The sequence below is a fragment of the Streptomyces sp. NPDC050085 genome, assembly GCF_044460595.1.
In the GTDB taxonomy this organism is placed as follows: Bacteria; Actinomycetota; Actinomycetes; order Streptomycetales; family Streptomycetaceae; genus Streptomyces.
Map to the genome: position 1 here is coordinate 129,340 of NZ_JBITJZ010000014.1, position 15,807 is coordinate 145,146.

Consider the following 15,807-nt stretch of genomic DNA (forward strand, 5'->3'; position numbering starts at 1 on the left):
CTTCCGTGACCCGGAGGGGCGGCACCGGCTCGGTAGTGATCACCAGGCGGCGCCGCTCGACCCCACGCGTGTCGCCGCAGGGCCCGCCCAGGGAGGAGAGCGTCGCCATGCCGGAGCCAGGAGTCGAGCGTCAGCTGCCGACGGACGAAGCGCAGGATCTGCTGCGGCTCGTCCGTGACATCGCGCAGCGCGAGATCGCGCCGCGCGCGGCCGAGGAGGAGGACGCGGGCCGCTTCCCGCGCGAGACGTTCACCCTGCTCTCCGGGTCCGGACTGCTCGGCCTTCCGTACGACGCGGAGTTCGGCGGCGGCGACCAGCCCTACGAGGTCTATCTCCAGGTACTCGAGGAGCTCGCCGCGGCGCGCCTGACCGTCGGCCTCGGCGTCAGCGTGCACTCGCTCGCCTGCCATGCACTCGCCAACTTCGGTACGAAGCAGCAGCGCTCCGAGTGGCTGGCCGACATGCTCGGCGGCGGACTGCTCGGCGCCTACTGCCTCTCGGAGCCCGCGTCCGGCTCGGACGCCGCCTCCCTGCGTACGAAGGCAGTGCGCGACGGTGACGACTGGGTGCTCACCGGGACGAAGGCCTGGATCACCCACGGCGGCGTCGCCGACTTCTACACGGTGCTCGCCCGCACCGGCGGCGACGGTGCGCACGGCATCACCGCGTTCCTGGTCCCCGGTGACGCCGAGGGGCTGAGCGCGGCGGTGCCCGAGAAGAAGATGGGGATGAAGGGCTCGCCCACCGCCCAGGTCCACTTCGACGGGGTGCGGGTGAGCGACGCGCGCCGCATCGGGGACGAGGGGCAGGGCTTCCAGATCGCCCTGTCGGCCCTCGACTCGGGCCGGCTCGGGATCGCGGCGTGCGCGATCGGCGTGGCGCAGGCGGCGCTGGACGAGGCCGTGTCGTACGCGACGGACCGGTCCCAGTTCGGGCGGCCCATCGCCGACTTCCAGGGCCTGAGGTTCATGCTGGCCGACATGGCGACGCAGATCGAGGCGGGCCGCGCCCTGTATCTGTCCGCGGCCCGGCTGCGGGACGCGGGCCGGCCGTTCTCCAAGCAGGCGGCCATGGCGAAGCTGCTGTGCACCGACGCCGCGATGAAGGTGACCACGGACGCGGTGCAGGTCCTCGGCGGCTATGGCTACACCGCCGACTTCCCGGTCGAGCGCCTGATGCGCGAGGCCAAGGTGCTGCAGATCGTCGAGGGCACCAATCAGATCCAGCGCATGGTCATCGCCCGTCACCTCGCGGGACCTGAGTCCCGCTGAACTGCCCGGCGCGCACGGTGGGTGCCACGAGCCGCACCCACTCGGGGTCGTAGTGCCCCGGCAGCGTCCTGCCGCGGTCGGCCCAGGAGGTCATCAGGGCGTGGTAGATGGGTGGGTCCTGGAGCGGTTGGGCCGCATGTGACCCGTGCGCGGCATGCGAGGCGTGTGGGGTATGTGGGGCATGCGAAGTGGTGTGTGACGTGTGCGAGGCGTGCGTCTGGTGTGACTCGTGCGCCTGGTGGGGCGCCTGATGAACCGATTCTGCGGAGACGGGAACGAGGACGCGCCTGCGTCGGCCGGTGGGCGCAGGGTCGGTGGTCTGCGTCGGGGTCATGCCAGCTCAACGTGTGGGGGACAGGAGAGGTCACCGATTGACGCAATCGAGCGTCAGTTCGCGGCATAACCGTGCGCGCGGGCCGTCGAAGGTCGAACGTCCGGTCAACATCTGTTCAGCGCCTGCTAGCTGACGTACCGTCAACTCCGCCGCCGGGCGGGCCGTACCCCCTCCGGGCGACGTCAACTGCCGTGCGCCCAAGGAGACTTGCCGTGGCCGAAGACGAGACCGCCGACCGACCCGTGGGGTTCGACGAGTACCCGATCCATCAGGTGCCGCTGTCGATGAAGCACGTCGCCACGAGCGACCGCAACGCCTACGACCGCTGCATCTTCCATCTCGTGGACCCCACCGGCCGGTTCCTGCTCATCCTGGGACTCGGCGTCTACCCGAACCTCGGCGTGATCGACGCCTACGCCACCCTGCGCGTCGGCGACACCCTGCACGCCGCCCGCGCCTCGGACGCGCTGACCGACGAGAGCCGTACGCGGATGGAGGTCGGCCCCCTGCGGATCAAGGTCGAGCGCCCGCTGAAGGAGTTCGTCCTGACGTGCGCGGCGGACCCCGACGACCCCGACGGACTCTCGTACGACATCACCTGGCACGCCGACTTCCCGGCCCTGTGGGAGCCGCACCACACCCAGCGCCGCGGCGCCCGGCTCACCCTGGAGGGCAGGCGGTTCGTACAGGCCGGGCGGTGCGAGGGGCGGCTGCGCATCGGTGGACGCGAGATCGAGGTGCGCGGCTGGACGGGGACCCGCGACCGCAGCTGGGGCGTGCGGCCCGTCCCCGGTGAGGAGGGCGGCTGGCTCGCCGAGGAGCACCCGACCGAGGGCTTCCACTGGATCTGGGCACCGGTCCGCTTCGACGACCGCTTCCTGATGGTCATCACGCAGGAGGACGCCGACGGGTACCGCAGCCTGAACGACGCGACGCTCGTCCGCGAAGGGCACCGCGACCGCCAACTCGGCTGGCCCCGGACCGACATCACCTACCGCCCGGGCACCCGCCACCCGCAGAGCGCGGTCATCCACCTGGTGGACCCCGTCGACCGCAAGCCGCTCGAGGTCGGCGTCGAGATCCTCGCCTCCTCCCCGCTCGCCGTCGGCGCCGGCTATCCGCCCGCCGACGACTGGCAGCACGGCACCTGGCAGGGGCGCGGCTGGACCGACCGCCGCGCCTACGACCTCTCCGACCCCACGGCGCACCCCCTGGCCGCCTACGGCGTGATCGACCACGCGGCCCGCTTCACCCTCGACGGGCAGGTCGGCCACGGCATCTTCGAGCACGGCAGCTTCGGGCGGCACGAACCGAGCGGATTCACCGGATTCGATTCAGTGGCGCCGGCGCGCCCGTAACCACCCGTCACACCAAGGGAGTTCGGCCATGGCGAGCGCACCGCGCCCCCGCACGTCCACCCGCGAGCCCGAGGAGATCGCCCGCCGCCTCACCGCGTGGCTCGCGCGCAGGCTGCCCGGCGCGAAGGCGGTGAACGTCACCGTCCCCGAGTCCAACGGCATGTCGAGCGAGACCCTCCTCTTTGACATCGAACACCCCGAACCACCCGTCAGGGCCTGTGCGTTGAGACTCGCCGCGGACCCGTCGGCGTACACGATCTTCCCGGTGTACGACATGCCGCGGCAGTACCGCACGATGCGTCTCGCGGCCGAGCGCACGGGCCTTCCGGTGCCGCGCGTGCTGTGGCTGGAGGAGGACCCGGGCCCGCTCGGCGCGCCCTTCTTCGTGATGGAGCGGGTCGAAGGACGCGTCCCGCCCGACGTCATGCCCTATACGTACGAGGGGAATTGGCTGCACGCGGCGACGGACGGCGAGCGCGCACGGCTGGAGGGCGCGAGCCTGCGGTTGCTGGCCCGGCTGCACGACGGCGTGCCGGCGGCCGAGGCGGACTTCCTGACGCTTCCGGGCGAGGGCAGCGCCCTGCGCCGCCACGTCGACTCCCAACGCGCGTACTACGCCTGGGTGGTGGGCGGCCTGGCACCCTCACCGCTCATCGAGACCGCCTTCGAACGCCTCGAGTCCCTGTGGCCGAAGGACGACGGGGACGCCGTCCTCAACTGGGGCGACGCCCGCATCGGAAACATCATCTACGACGGCTTCGAACCCGCCGCGGTCCTCGACTGGGAGATGGCCGCGCTCGCCCCGCGCGAGGTCGACCTCGGCTGGACGATCTACCTGCACCGGTTCTTCCAGGACCTCACCGAGAGCTTCGGGCAGAGCGGCCTGCCGGACTTCCTGCGCCGTGACCGGGTGGAGGCGCGCTATGCCGAACTCACCGGCCACACCCCGCGCGACATGGACTTCTACACGCTCTACGCGGCACTGCGGCACGCCGTCGTGATGCTGCGGGTCGCCTACCGCCAGGCCCACTTCGGCGAGGTCGCCGTGCCCGCGGACCCGGACACACTGATCCTGCACCACGACAGCCTGCGGGCCATGGTGCAGGGCAGCTACTGGGAGGGGCTGTCGGCCTGAGGTAGGTCAGGCGGCGCGGCGCGAGGCCTGGCCCGGCACCCGGATGGGGCGCGAGCCGGGTCCGCCCACGTGCGAGAACGGCTGGGTGCGCCAGTCGAGCCCCTGCGGCAGCGTCAACAGCAGGGACGTGTCCTGCTCCTGAGTGCCCGTCTGCTCGTCGGCGGGCCGCGCGTCGGCGGCGGCACGGCCGGTGCCCGCGCAGACGGTGAGCCCGAACGGGTTCCAGGGCGAGGCGCACAGCGCGTGCTCGGGCAGGACGTCCTCGTCCGCCAGGAGCGCGATGGGCTGGGCGCAGTCCGGGCAGATCACCCGGTACATCTCGAAGGTGTCGTACGCGTCGGTCTCGTCCTCGTCGAAGACGTCGGGTTCGACGCCCTCCGGCTGGGGCTCCACGACCGTCTGCTTGCGACTTCGCGTGGCAGGGCGTCCGGGACGCTTCACACTCTGCATGGGAATCTCCCCCTCGGGTGGGCCGGCGCGGTTGTCCATGAGTCGCGGCCTCGGCCACAGCAAGCACTTCCCGCCCCGTCCGCGGGGTAATCGCGCCATGCGCCAGGACACTGTTCGAAGGGTGTGGTCTTCGTCACATGCCGATTGCAGGTGCCGGTGAGGAGGTAGGCGTAACGGCCGCCCCGGCCGGCTCAGATCCCTCCGGCGGCCCGCGCGTACTGCACGGCGCAGAAGGCGATGAACGCCACGCAGCCGAGGAAGAGGACGAGGGCCAGCGCGGTGGCCCGGTGGGCGGAGATCTCATGCACGACGTGCCTCATGCCTTCCATCGTGCGCCTCTCCACGGGCCGGGGCACCGGCCGATCGGCCGTGTTCTCACGGGGCGGTGGTCCTCTGCCGACGTCACTCAGGTATCCGGGTCGATCACCCGCCCTGTAGGTTCTGCCGCATGGAGGAGCTCGACCGACAGATCGTGCAGCTGCTCGTCAAGGACGGGCGGATGAGCTACACCGACCTGGGCAAGGCCACGGGCCTGTCCACGTCTGCCGTGCACCAGCGGGTGCGCCGCCTGGAGCAGCGCGGCGTGATCCGTGGCTACGCCGCGGTCGTCGACCCCGAGGCGGTCGGCCTGCCGCTCACCGCGTTCATCTCGGTGAAGCCGTTCGACCCGAGCGCCCCTGACGACATCGCGGAACGCCTCGCGGGCGTCCCCGAGATCGAGGCGTGCCACAGCGTCGCGGGCGACGAGAACTACATCCTGAAGGTGCGGGTGGAAACCCCGCACGAACTGGAGAACCTCCTGGCCCGGGTCCGCTCCCTGGCCGGAGTCTCGACCCGCACGACGGTGGTCCTCTCGACCCCGTACGAGGCGAGGCCTCCGCGCATCTAGACGGCCCCCGGCGCGGGGCGAGCGTTTCCTCGGCCCGCACCTCGACGCGGCTCGGCGACAAATGGGACCCCGCGTCGGAACGCCCCCGGACAGCACGCGAAACTGTCCCCCATGAGCACGCCCCCCAACACCCGCACCGTCCTTCTGCGCCGAGGCGAGGTCCACAGCCCCGCAGACCCGTTCGCCACCGCGATGGTCGTGGAGGCAGGACACGTCGCCTGGGTCGGCTCGGAAGGCGCGGCGGACGCGTTCGCGGACGGCGTGGACGAGGTCGTCGACCTCGACGGAGCCCTCGTCACCCCGGCGTTCACCGACGCCCACGTCCACACGACGTCGACCGGCCTCGCACTCACCGGGCTCGACCTCACGGCCGCACGCTCGCGCGCCGAGGCCCTGACCCTCGTACGGGAACACGCCGCGGCCCACCCCACGGACAAGGTCCTCCTCGGCCACGGCTGGGACGCCGCCCGCTGGCCCGACGGCCGCCCGCCCTCGCGCGCCGAACTCGACGAGGCCACCGGCGGCCGCCCCCTGTACCTGTCGCGGATCGACGTGCACTCCGCCGTCGCGAGCACGGCCCTGCTCGACCTGGTCCCCGGCATCACCGACCGCGCCGGGTACGAGCCCGACGCACCCCTCACCCGCGACGCACACCACGCCGTGCGCGCCGCCGCCCTCGGCGCCGTGGGACCCCAGCAGCGCACGGAGGCCCAGCGCGCGGCCCTGCGTCACGCCGCCTCGCTCGGCATCGGGTCCGTCCACGAGTGCGGCGGCCCCGACATCTCCTCCGAGGACGACTTCACGGGCCTGCTCGACCTCGCCCGCTCGGAGCCGGGCCCCCGCGTCGTCGGCTACTGGGCCGACCGAGACATCGAGCGGGCCAGGGCCCTCGGTGCGCTCGGCGCGGCGGGCGACCTCTTCGTGGACGGCGCCCTCGGTTCGCACACGGCCTGCCTGCACGCCCCGTACGCCGACGCGGCCCACACGGGGACCGCCTACCTGACCGCCGAGGACGTCGCCGCCCACGTGGCCGCCTGCACCGAGGCGGGCCTCCAGGCGGGCTTCCACGCCATCGGGGACGCCGCCGTCACCGCCGTGGTGGACGGGATGCGCGCCGCCGCCGAGAAGGTCGGCCTGGCCCGCGTGCGCGCCGCCCGGCACCGCGTCGAGCACGCCGAGATGCTGACGCCCGAATCGGTCGCGGCCTTCGCCGAGTTGGGGCTCACCGCGTCCGTGCAGCCCGCCTTCGACGCGCTGTGGGGCGGCGAGGAGGGCATGTACGCCGACCGCCTCGGCGCCGACCGGGCACGCACCCTCAACCCCTTCGCTGCCCTGCTGCGCGCCGGCGTCCCGCTCGCCTTCGGCTCGGACGCCCCGGTCACCCCGCTCGACCCGTGGGGCACCGTCCGCGCGGCCGCCTTCCACCGCACGCCCGAGCACCGGGTCTCCGTACGCGCCGCCTTCACCGCCCACACCCGCGGCGGCTGGCGCGCCGTGGGCCGCGACGACGCGGGCGTCCTGGTGCCCGGCGCCCCCGCGGACTACGCCGTGTGGCGCACCGACGAGCTGATCGTCCAGGCGCCCGACGACCGGGTGGCCCGCTGGTCCACCGACCCGCGCTCCGGCACCCCGGGCCTGCCCGACCTGACGCCCGGCGCCGCCCTCCCGGTCTGCCTGCGGACGGTCGTGTTCGGACAGACGGTCTTCGTACGGCCGGACGAGTGATGTACCGGGGCGGCGCGCACCGGATCCCGGCCCCGCGCCGTCCCACGCGACCTGCGCATCCTCGGCCCTGACCAGGCGAGTTCGCGAAGAGGCCCAGGTCAAACGGCTGTTGACAGACCTCCGCGGTCGGCGGGTAGGTTCGGCCGGGTCCACCACCTTTCGCGCGACCGGGCAGGCCCACGCAGTCGTAGAACGCAGGCCGGCGCCCGCGCCACGGGGCGCCGGAACGTTCCGGCCGGTCGGCGAGGTGCGACCCGGGTGGGGCCCGGGCGTTCAGTAGACAACGGCTTTCGGTCGACCCGCAGCCAGCGGGCCCCTGGTCGGCCCGAAGGACGTCCGGCCCCGATCCGCAGTGTCGGCCCGACCTGCGGCGCTCGCTATGGTGGTCCCCTGTGCACGGAAGTTCTAAGGGGAAGCTGTGAACGACGGCGGCGGGCGCAAGTTCGGCCCTCTGGGTACGGCCTTGGTGATCATCCCGACCTACAACGAGGCCGAGAACATCACGACCATCGTCGGTCGTGTCCGCGCGGCGGTGTCCGAGGCGCACGTCCTGGTCGCCGACGACAACAGCCCCGACGGCACGGGCAAGCTCGCCGACGAGCTGGCCGCGGCCGACGACCAGGTCCACGTCCTGCACCGCACGGGCAAGGAAGGCCTGGGCGCCGCGTACCTCGCGGGCTTCGGCTGGGGCATGGAGCACGACTACGGCGTCCTGATCGAGATGGACGCCGACGGCTCCCACCAGCCGGAGGAACTGCCCCGGCTGCTCACCGCCCTCAAGGGCGCCGACCTCGTGCTCGGCTCGCGCTGGGTGCCCGGCGGCCGCGTCGTGAACTGGCCCAAGTCCCGCGAGTACCTCTCCCGCGGCGGCTCCACGTACTCGCGCCTGATGCTGGACGTCCCGATCAGGGACGTCACCGGCGGCTTCCGTGCCTTCCGCCGCGAGACCCTCGAGGGCCTCGGCCTCGGCGAGGTCGCCTCGCAGGGCTACTGCTTCCAGGTCGACCTGGCCCGCCGGGCCGTGAAGGCCGGGTACCACGTGGTCGAGGTCCCGATCACCTTCGTCGAGCGCGAGCTCGGTGACTCGAAGATGAGCAAGGACATCGTCGTGGAGGCCCTGTGGCGGGTCACGACCTGGGGCGTGGGGGAGCGGGTCGGCAAGATCCTCGGCCGCGGCCCCGCGGCCCCCAAGGGATCTTGATCCTCCGCTTACGCCACTCGGACGTGTCCCCAGGCACACTGGGGACATGACCACAGGTACCCCGTCCCGCAACCGGCCCGCCGGAGCCCGGCGCTCCCGGGTCCGCACGCTCCTGCCGCTCGGCGTCGCCGCGTGGGTGGTCCTGGAGATCTGGCTGCTCACGGTGGTGGCGGGAGCGGTCGGCGGCTTCACGCTCTTCCTGCTCCTGCTGGCAGGCATCGTCCTCGGCGCCGTCGTCATCAAGGCGGCGGGCCGCCGGGCCTTCCAGAACCTGAACGAGACGCTGCGCCGCCAGCAGCAGGGCATCGTGGAGGCCGGAGAACAGCGCCGGCAGGGCAATGGACTGCTGCTGCTCGCCGGGCTCCTCCTGATGATCCCCGGGCTGATCTCGGACGCGCTGGGCCTCCTCCTGCTCGTCCCGCCGCTGCGCACAGCCCTGAGCCGCTACACGGAGCGGACGCTGGAGAAGAAGATGAGCGTGGCCACCCCGGGCTCGTTGGGCAGCGCGTTCCAGCAGGCGCGCATGCACCACCCCGACGGCACCGTCATCCAGGGCGAAGTGATCCGCGACGACGAGTACGTGCGCCGGGACGACCGGGACGACCGGGACGACACGGACCCGCGCCCGCCGCTCATGCCCTAGCGGTGATGACGAACGAACGGCCGTCATGACGAACGGCTGTCATGACGAACGGCCGGGGGCCGGACACACGATGTGTGTCCGGCCCCCGGCCGTTCTGCGTACTTCTCCAGCCCCGCAGGGTCAGGCCGACTTGCGGCTGTCCCTCGGGTGGACCGCGATGTTCATCGCGCCCGACCGCAGGACCGCCAGACGCTCCTCGAGGACCTCTTCGAGCTCCTCGCGGGTGCGTCGCTCCATCAGCATGTCCCAATGCGTACGGGCAGGCTTCGCCTTCTTCTCCTCAGGGCCGTCACCGTCCACGAGAAGTGCCTGGGCCCCGCAGACCTTGCACTCCCACTCCGGCGGAATTTCGGCCTCCACCGAGAAGGGCATCTCAAAACGATGGCCCTTCTCGCATGCGTACTCCACGGCCTGGCGCGGGGCCAGGTCGATGCCGCGGTCCGTCTCGTAGCTGGTCACTACGAGGCGCGTGCCGCGAAGAGCTCGCTCACTCATGAATCGTGCCTCCCGGGCTTGTCGCCCACAGGACAGGTGTCGCTGTCGTCGTCATCCGGTCAACGTCCGGTCGGCGGTAAAGATTCCCGTTCCGGGTCATGCGTCGCCGTCGTAGCCGCCCCTTGTTGTACCCACCAACGCCCGGTTTGTCACATCTGACACCAGATGTCACCTGGCGCTTCACATTCTTGACGTGCAGTAACGGTACGCCTGGCAGGCCAACCGCGTACACTACCGGCCTTTGGCTTCAGGTGCTAAATCCGGGTGGGTACAGAATTTCCCGCGTCGCGCACCGCCTGCCGGACGGGTACCCGCGCCAGCAGGGCGAAACCGATCAGGAAGAACGCCACCAGGGACACGATCGCGTCCCGGTAGCTCCCGGTCAGCTGGTAGGCGAGCCCGAACACCAGGGGCCCCAGCCAGCTCATGCCCCGGTCGCTCATCTCGTACGCGGAGAAGTACTCGGCTTCCTTGCCGGCCGGTACGAGGTGCGAGAACAGCGACCGCGACAGGGCCTGGGTGCCCCCGAGGACGAGGCCGATGCCCACGGCGAGGACGAAGAACCACGTGGGTGCCTTCGCGGGCAGGAAGTAGCCCGCCCCGATCGTCACGGTCCAGGCCACCAGTGAACCGAGGATCGTGCGTTTGGCGCCGTACGTGCGCGCGAGGCGGCCCATCGCCAGGGCCCCGGCCACCGCCAGGACCTGGACGAGGAGCACCGCCACGATCAGCGTCGACTGCCCGAGGCGCAGTTCTTCCGAGCCGTACACCGACGCCTGGGAGATCACGGTCTGCACGCCGTCGTTGTAGACGAGGTAGGCGAGGAGGAAGGAGAGCGTCAGCGGATGGCGGCGCATGTCCTTCACCGTGGCCGTCAGTTGGCGCAGTCCGGGCGTCGCACCACCCGGCGCGCGCGTCGAGCGCCGGTCGCGCAGGCGGCGTAGCGGCACCAACGTGAATGCGCCCCACCACACGCCCGCCGACGCCAGACAGATCCGCACCGCCGTCGCCTCGGAGACACCGAAGGTGTCGTGGGACGAATACAGCACCAGGTTCGCGACGAGCACGAGGGCGCCCGACGCGTAGCCGAAGGCCCAGCCGCGCGAGGAGACCGCGTCGCGCTCCTCCGGGGACGCGATCTGCGGCAAGTAGGAGTTGTAGAGCACCATCGAGACGGCGAGCGCGGAATTCGCGACCACCAGAAGAGCGCCGCCGAGCAGATAGCGCTCACCGTCCAGGAAGAACATGCCTGTCGTGGCGGCCGCGCCCACGTAGGCGGCGATCGCGAGCAGCGGCTTCTTGCGGCCCGTACGGTCGGCGGCTGCGCCCGCGAGCGGCATCACGAAGATCGACAGGATGACAGAAAGCGACACGGTGTAGGCGAAGAAGGAGCCCGCGCGCACCGGGATGCCCAGCGGGTGCACGAAGCCGTCCGCGTCGGCCGCCGCCTTGGCCACCGAGGTGAGATAGGGGCCGAGGAACACGGTCAGGACGCTCGTCGAATAGACCGAGCAGGCCCAGTCGTAGAAGTACCAGCCGCGCTGTTCGCGCTTGCGGTCGGCGAGGGCGGTGGCCCCGGTCGCCGTCTCCCGCACGGTGTCGGTGCCCACCCGTGTCCCCTTGCCGTCCCCGTGGTGCGACGCCGCGAGCGGGGCTCAGATCCAGCTTCCCCGGTCCTTGAGGACGTCGCGCAGCGTCTCGATGTGATCGGAAACTATGCCATCGACCCCGAGGTCGAGAAGGCGTCTCATCTCGTCCTCTTCGTTGACCGTCCAGACGTGGACCTGCAGCCCGCGCGCGTGGGCGGCCCGCACGAAGCGCTCGTCGACCACGCGCACGCCGTACTGGGCCACGGGCACCTGGGCGCACACCGCGGAGCGGCGCAGCCCGGCCGGTATCCCGTACGAGCGCAGGCGAAGGCCGAGCACGCCCTTGGTGCCGTACGACGTGGCGAGGCGCGGGCCCGCGAGCCGCTGGGCCCGGGCGACGCGCTCCTCCGAGAACGAGCCGACGCAGACGCGGTCCCACGCGCGCGTGCGCTCGAGCAGATCGAGGAGGGGGAGCAGCGCGGGTTCCGCCTTGACGTCCACGTTCCAGCGCACGTCGGGGAACGTCTCCAGCAACTCCTCGAAGAGCGGCACCGGTTCGCTGCCCGCCACGCGCGCGTGCCGCACGTCGTCCCAGGGCAGATCGGCGATCAGGCCGCTGCCGTCGGTGACCCTGTCGAGCGTCTCGTCGTGGAAGGCGACGAGACGGGCGTCGGCCGTGGCGTGCACGTCCGTCTCGATGTACCGGTAGCCGAGTCCGACGGCACGGCGGAACGCGGCGACAGTGTTCTCCAGGCCGTCCGCCGCGCCGCCGCGATGGGCGAGGGCGAGCGGCCCGGGATGGTCGAGGTAGGGGTGGCGTACGGGCTCGGTCACCGTCGCAGTATCGCCCGCCGCGGTGACGCCCCGGCGACCACGGTCGAGCCGGTGGACGGCGCGGGGACGGCGAAGACCCGCAGGAAGAACTGGGCGAGCGGGCCGATCGCCAGCGCGTAGGCGACCGTGCCCACGCCGATCGAGCCGCCGAGCAGGAACCCGGCGACCACCACGGCGACCTCGATGCTCGTCCGCATCAGCCGGATCGAGCGGCCGGTGCGCCGGTGCAGTCCGGTCATCAGGCCGTCCCGCGGCCCGGGGCCGAACCTGGCCGCGATGTAGAGGCCGGTCGCGATCCCGTTGAGCACGATCCCGGCGGCCAGCAGCGGAATGCGCGCCCCGTAGGCGTGCACGTCCGGGACGACGGCGAGGGTGCCGTCCATGGAGAGGCCGACGAGGAAGACGTTGGAGACCGTGCCGAGTCCGGGCCGCTGGCGCAGCGGGATCCACAGGAGCAGCACGATCGCGCCGACGACGATCGACACGACCCCGATGGACAGGCCCGTCAGCTCGCCGAGCCCCTGGTGCAGCACGTCCCACGGCTCGAGGCCGAGTCCCGCCTCCACGATCAGCGCGGAACTCACGCCGTACAGGACCAGACCCACGTAGAGCTGGACGAGGCGACGCGGGAGGGGACCGGGTGGGCCGGACGGGCCGGGCGGGCTGGGCTGCGACGTGGACAAGAGGTCCCCCTGTAGTGGTAGTGGCCTGACTCATGACACTCTGTGGCTCGGAATCGGATGCCAACCATGGCCAATTCGGGGAAGGTGGACTGGTCTGCATGGCCCAGTGGACTTCGGCGATCGGCTCGACCCAGCTCGCCCGGCTGCTCACCTCGCAGCAGCCGCGCCCGGCGGGTCCCGGCACCCGCCGCCCGCCCGCCTACCGTGCCCTGGCCGACGGCATCCGGCTGCTCGTCCTGGAAGGCCGCGTCCCGGTGGCCACGCGGCTGCCTGCCGAGCGCGAACTGGCGCTGGCACTCTCGGTGAGCCGCACGACCGTCGCGGCCGCCTACGAGGCGCTGCGCGGCGAGGGCTTCCTGGAGTCCCGCAGGGGAGCGGGCAGTTGGACCGCCGTCCCGGCCGGGAACCCGCTCCCGGCGCGCGGCCTCGAGCCCCTGCCGCCCGAGGCCCTCGGCTCGATGATCGACCTCGGCACGGCCGCCCTGCCCGCCCCCGAACCGTGGCTGACCCGCGCCGTCCAGGGCGCTCTCGAAGAGCTTCCGCCGTACGCCCACACGCACGGCGACTATCCGGCGGGCCTGCCCGCGCTGCGCACGATGATCGCCGAGCGCTACACCGCGCACGGCATCCCGACGATGCCCGAGCAGATCATGGTGACGACCGGCGCGATGGGCGCCATCGACGCGATCTGCCACCTGTTCGCAGGCCGCGGCGAGCGGGTGGCCGTCGAGTCGCCGTCGTACGCCAACATCCTGCAGCTGATGCGCGAGGCGGGCCTGCGGCTCGTGCCCGTGGCCATGGCCGACGGCCTGACGGGCTGGGACCTCGACCGTTGGCGGCAGGTCCTGCGCGAGGCCGCGCCCCGGCTCGCGTACGTGGTCGCCGACTTCCACAACCCGACCGGGGCGCTCGCCGACGAGGAGCAGCGCCGCTCGCTGGTGGACGCCGCGCGTTCGGCGGGCACGGTGCTCGTGGTCGACGAGACGATGACCGAGCTGTACTTCGACGCGGACTTCGCCATGCCGCGCCGCGTCTGCGCGTTCGACCCCGCGGGGTCCACGGTGATCACCGTCGGTTCGGCGAGCAAGGCGTTCTGGGCGGGCATGCGGATCGGCTGGGTGCGGGCCGCCCCCGACGTGATCCGCAGCCTGGTCGCCGCGCGCGCGTACGCCGATCTGGGCACGCCCGTCCTGGAACAGCTGGCCGTGAACTGGCTGCTGAGCACGGGTGGTTGGGAGGAGGCCGTGGAGCTGCGCCGCGGCCAGGCCAGGGAGAACCGGGACGCCCTGGTCTCCGCGGTGCGCCGGGAGCTGCCCGACTGGGAGTTCGACGTCCCCGACGGCGGGCTGACCCTGTGGGTGAAGGCGGGTGGCCTGTCGGGCTCACGCCTGGCCGAGGTCGGCGAGCGGGTGGGGGTGCGGGTGCCGTCCGGCCCGCGGTTCGGTGTCGACGGCGCCTTCGAGGGCTATGTGCGCCTGCCGTTCACCGTGGGCGGTGCCGTCGCGGACGAGGCGGCTCTGCGGCTCGCGGCGGCGGCCCGGCAGGTCGGCGTGGGCCAGGGTGCGGGCGGGGACGTGCCGCGCACCCTGATCGCCTAGCGTTCCGCGAGCGCCTCGGCCTCTTCGGGGACGGCTTCGGTCCCGGTCGCGTCGGCGGGGGTCGCGCGCCGCGGCAGCAGGGCCGTCACGGCCTGCCGATGGGCCTCGCTCGTCGCCTCGTCGTACGGGTCGGGCGTGGCCGGCACCTGGAGGCGGTGCACCGGTCCGGCACCCAGACGCGCATAGCCGCGACCCGGCGGGACGTCGGCGGTCGGCGTCGTCTGGGGCAGGGTGCCGAGGACGTCGTGCAGCTCCTCCGGCGTGGCCGGACCGAGCACCACGCGCGCGCGGGTGTGCTGCCGGACCGGCTCGATCAGGCCGTCGAGGCTGTCGAACTGCTCGGCCACGACCACCGTCACGCCGGCCGCCCGGCCGTGCCGCAGCGGTACCTGGAGCAGCGTCTGCGGGTCCTTGCGCCCGTCCGCCGCCGCCAGGTGCCCGAGGGCGCTGGGACGGTCGAGCAGGATCCACAGCGGGCGCTTGATGTCGTCCGGGGCGGGGTGCCCGGCCTGGCGGGCCCGGTTCGCCGCGATCAGCCGGCGCTCGGTCTCGTGCGCGGCCCATTCGAGACTGGCGAGCGCGCCCGCGAGACCGCACTCGACGGCCAGAACCCCGTCGCGCCCGACCAGGCACGCGAAGTCGCCGGTGCCGCTGCCCTCGACGACGAGGACGTCACCGTGCTGCAGGGCCTGGAGCGCGATCGAGCGGACGAGGGACGTCGTCCCGCTGCCTGGCTGGCCGACGATCAGCAGATGGGGCTCGGTGGAGCGGATGCCGGTGCGCCACACGACGGGCGGCACGTCCCGCTGCTCCTCACCGTCCATGACCGGCAACGTGCGCTGTACGCCGGTCTCGTCCGTGAAGCCGAGGACGGTCTCGCCGGGGGAGGTCACGAACCGCTGGGCGGCGATGTCCGTGGGCAGCGGATCGAGGACCGTCACGGTCAGGTGGTTGCCCTCCTCGTCCCACAGGAAGTGGTACTCGCGGCCCCGGCCGAGCTTCGCGTGGAGCAACTGCTCGATGCGGGCGCGGGACTCGGCCTCGCCGTCGGTGAAGTAGGCGGGGTAGCGGATGGACAGCCGGTCGAAGCGGCCGTCGCCGTCGAAGTCGTACGTCTCGAAGGCCTTCTCCCACTCGCCCCCGTGTGCGTACAGGGGGCTCGGGTCCTCGGGCACGGAGAAATACGGGACAAGTGCTTCGTAGAGCGAGGACAGCCGCTGGACCTGCGACTCGTCGGGGCCGGTCGGCTCCGGCTGCTTGGGGTCGCGTCCCTTCCATGCGGCCGCCGCCATCAGGGTGATGAGCGCCAGCAGCGGCCCGTACGGAAGGAACACCACGACCAGGACCACGGCGGCCACCAGGAACAGCAGCGGTCCGCGTCGGTCCTTGGGGGTGCCCGCCCACTTGCGCCGTCCTGCCGAGGCGAGGCGGCGCAGTCCGCGGGTGATCGTGATGAGGGGGTGGAGGACGTCGGTGGCGCCGTCGGCGGCCGTCCGGGCCATTTCCCGGCTACGGGTAGCCACTTCCCGGCCTCGGGCGATGGGGGCGCTGCCGGTGCTCAGAATGCGGGGAAGTGGACGCCTGGCCACGTCGGTCTCCTGA

General features: G+C 72.3%; 15 protein-coding genes. 8 read left to right on the forward strand and 7 right to left on the reverse strand.

Annotated features, from left to right (window positions below; translation table 11 throughout):
• The first annotated feature begins 107 nt into the window (after positions 1-107).
• The 3 genes from ACIBUY_RS35245 (at position 108) to ACIBUY_RS35255 (ending at position 4,098) form a co-directional block, all read left to right on the forward strand.
• Complete coding sequence (locus tag ACIBUY_RS35245) at positions 108-1,271, forward strand: acyl-CoA dehydrogenase family protein (RefSeq protein WP_399154820.1); 1,164 nt, start codon at positions 108-110, stop codon at positions 1,269-1,271.
• 618 nt (positions 1,272-1,889) lie between these two features.
• A complete protein-coding gene (locus ACIBUY_RS35250; protein WP_399154844.1) occupies positions 1,890-2,963 on the forward strand; it encodes a hypothetical protein in 1,074 nt (357 codons plus the stop codon).
• Between the two features lie 28 nt (positions 2,964-2,991).
• Positions 2,992-4,098: a phosphotransferase family protein gene (locus ACIBUY_RS35255; protein ID WP_399154821.1), complete on the forward strand. Its 1,107-nt coding sequence runs from the start codon at positions 2,992-2,994 to the stop codon at positions 4,096-4,098.
• 6 nt (positions 4,099-4,104) lie between these two features.
• Here the strand turns inward: ACIBUY_RS35255 and ACIBUY_RS35260 are convergent, their stop codons facing one another.
• Both ACIBUY_RS35260 and ACIBUY_RS35265 read right to left on the reverse strand, forming a co-directional pair.
• A complete protein-coding gene (locus ACIBUY_RS35260) occupies positions 4,105-4,548 on the reverse strand; it encodes a hypothetical protein (RefSeq protein WP_365575301.1) in 444 nt (147 codons plus the stop codon).
• A 191-nt stretch (positions 4,549-4,739) separates the two neighbouring features.
• Entirely contained in the window at positions 4,740-4,868 is a 129-nt protein-coding gene (locus tag ACIBUY_RS35265; RefSeq protein WP_365575298.1) for a hypothetical protein, read from the reverse strand.
• Between the two features lie 128 nt (positions 4,869-4,996).
• Here ACIBUY_RS35265 and ACIBUY_RS35270 point away from each other — a divergent pair, with 128 nt between their 5' ends.
• The 4 genes from ACIBUY_RS35270 (at position 4,997) to fxsA (ending at position 9,006) form a co-directional block, all read left to right on the forward strand.
• Positions 4,997-5,437 carry an Lrp/AsnC family transcriptional regulator gene (locus ACIBUY_RS35270; RefSeq protein WP_018534770.1) on the forward strand — a complete coding sequence of 147 codons (441 nt, stop codon included), beginning with the start codon at positions 4,997-4,999 and terminating at the stop codon, positions 5,435-5,437.
• 111 nt (positions 5,438-5,548) lie between these two features.
• Positions 5,549-7,162 carry an amidohydrolase gene (locus ACIBUY_RS35275; RefSeq protein WP_399154822.1) on the forward strand — a complete coding sequence of 538 codons (1,614 nt, stop codon included), beginning with the start codon at positions 5,549-5,551 and terminating at the stop codon, positions 7,160-7,162.
• Positions 7,163-7,580: 418 nt separating this feature from the next.
• Positions 7,581-8,363, forward strand: a complete 783-nt coding sequence (locus ACIBUY_RS35280; RefSeq protein ID WP_399154823.1) for a polyprenol monophosphomannose synthase — start codon at positions 7,581-7,583, stop codon at positions 8,361-8,363.
• A 46-nt stretch (positions 8,364-8,409) separates the two neighbouring features.
• Positions 8,410-9,006 carry an FxsA family membrane protein gene (gene fxsA / locus ACIBUY_RS35285; RefSeq protein ID WP_399154824.1) on the forward strand — a complete coding sequence of 199 codons (597 nt, stop codon included), beginning with the start codon at positions 8,410-8,412 and terminating at the stop codon, positions 9,004-9,006.
• 120 nt (positions 9,007-9,126) lie between these two features.
• On the opposite strand, the gene ACIBUY_RS35290 is transcribed toward fxsA, so the two are convergent.
• From ACIBUY_RS35290 to ACIBUY_RS35305, 4 genes are all read right to left on the reverse strand, one after another.
• Positions 9,127-9,501, reverse strand: a complete 375-nt coding sequence (locus ACIBUY_RS35290; RefSeq protein ID WP_003977404.1) for an RNA polymerase-binding protein RbpA — start codon at positions 9,499-9,501, stop codon at positions 9,127-9,129.
• A 254-nt stretch (positions 9,502-9,755) separates the two neighbouring features.
• Complete coding sequence (locus tag ACIBUY_RS35295; protein WP_399154825.1) at positions 9,756-11,111, reverse strand: MFS transporter; 1,356 nt, start codon at positions 11,109-11,111, stop codon at positions 9,756-9,758.
• A gap of 45 nt (positions 11,112-11,156) precedes the next feature.
• On the reverse strand, positions 11,157-11,924 hold the full coding sequence (locus ACIBUY_RS35300) for a glycerophosphodiester phosphodiesterase (protein ID WP_365575283.1): 768 nt from the start codon (positions 11,922-11,924) through the stop codon (positions 11,157-11,159).
• Positions 11,921-12,607, reverse strand: a complete 687-nt coding sequence (locus ACIBUY_RS35305; protein WP_365575280.1) for a hypothetical protein — start codon at positions 12,605-12,607, stop codon at positions 11,921-11,923. Before ACIBUY_RS35305 ends, ACIBUY_RS35300 begins: the two co-directional genes overlap by 4 nt.
• 98 nt (positions 12,608-12,705) lie before the next feature.
• On the opposite strand from ACIBUY_RS35305, the gene ACIBUY_RS35310 reads away from it, so the two are divergent.
• Entirely contained in the window at positions 12,706-14,205 is a 1,500-nt protein-coding gene (locus ACIBUY_RS35310) for a PLP-dependent aminotransferase family protein (RefSeq protein ID WP_365575278.1), read from the forward strand.
• Here the strand turns inward: ACIBUY_RS35310 and ACIBUY_RS35315 are convergent.
• On the reverse strand, positions 14,202-15,794 hold the full coding sequence (locus ACIBUY_RS35315; protein ID WP_365575275.1) for a hypothetical protein: 1,593 nt from the start codon (positions 15,792-15,794) through the stop codon (positions 14,202-14,204). The genes ACIBUY_RS35310 and ACIBUY_RS35315 overlap by 4 nt on opposite strands.
• Positions 15,795-15,807 lie beyond the last annotated feature (13 nt).

What these genes read in the sequence shown, in the direction of transcription:
- ACIBUY_RS35245 (WP_399154820.1), top strand. Translation starts at nt 108, where the DNA reads ATGCCGGAGCCAGGAGTCGAGCGTCAGCTGCCGACGGACGAAGCGCAG.
- ACIBUY_RS35250 (WP_399154844.1), top strand. Translation starts at nt 1,890, where the DNA reads ATGAAGCACGTCGCCACGAGCGACCGCAACGCCTACGACCGCTGCATC.
- ACIBUY_RS35255 (WP_399154821.1), top strand. Translation starts at nt 2,992, where the DNA reads ATGGCGAGCGCACCGCGCCCCCGCACGTCCACCCGCGAGCCCGAGGAG.
- ACIBUY_RS35260 (WP_365575301.1), bottom strand. Translation starts at nt 4,548, where the DNA reads ATGCAGAGTGTGAAGCGTCCCGGACGCCCTGCCACGCGAAGTCGCAAG.
- ACIBUY_RS35265 (WP_365575298.1), bottom strand. Translation starts at nt 4,868, where the DNA reads ATGAGGCACGTCGTGCATGAGATCTCCGCCCACCGGGCCACCGCGCTG.
- ACIBUY_RS35270 (WP_018534770.1), top strand. Translation starts at nt 4,997, where the DNA reads ATGGAGGAGCTCGACCGACAGATCGTGCAGCTGCTCGTCAAGGACGGG.
- ACIBUY_RS35275 (WP_399154822.1), top strand. Translation starts at nt 5,549, where the DNA reads ATGAGCACGCCCCCCAACACCCGCACCGTCCTTCTGCGCCGAGGCGAG.
- fxsA (WP_399154824.1), top strand. Translation starts at nt 8,410, where the DNA reads ATGACCACAGGTACCCCGTCCCGCAACCGGCCCGCCGGAGCCCGGCGC.
- ACIBUY_RS35290 (WP_003977404.1), bottom strand. Translation starts at nt 9,501, where the DNA reads ATGAGTGAGCGAGCTCTTCGCGGCACGCGCCTCGTAGTGACCAGCTAC.
- ACIBUY_RS35310 (WP_365575278.1), top strand. Translation starts at nt 12,706, where the DNA reads ATGGCCCAGTGGACTTCGGCGATCGGCTCGACCCAGCTCGCCCGGCTG.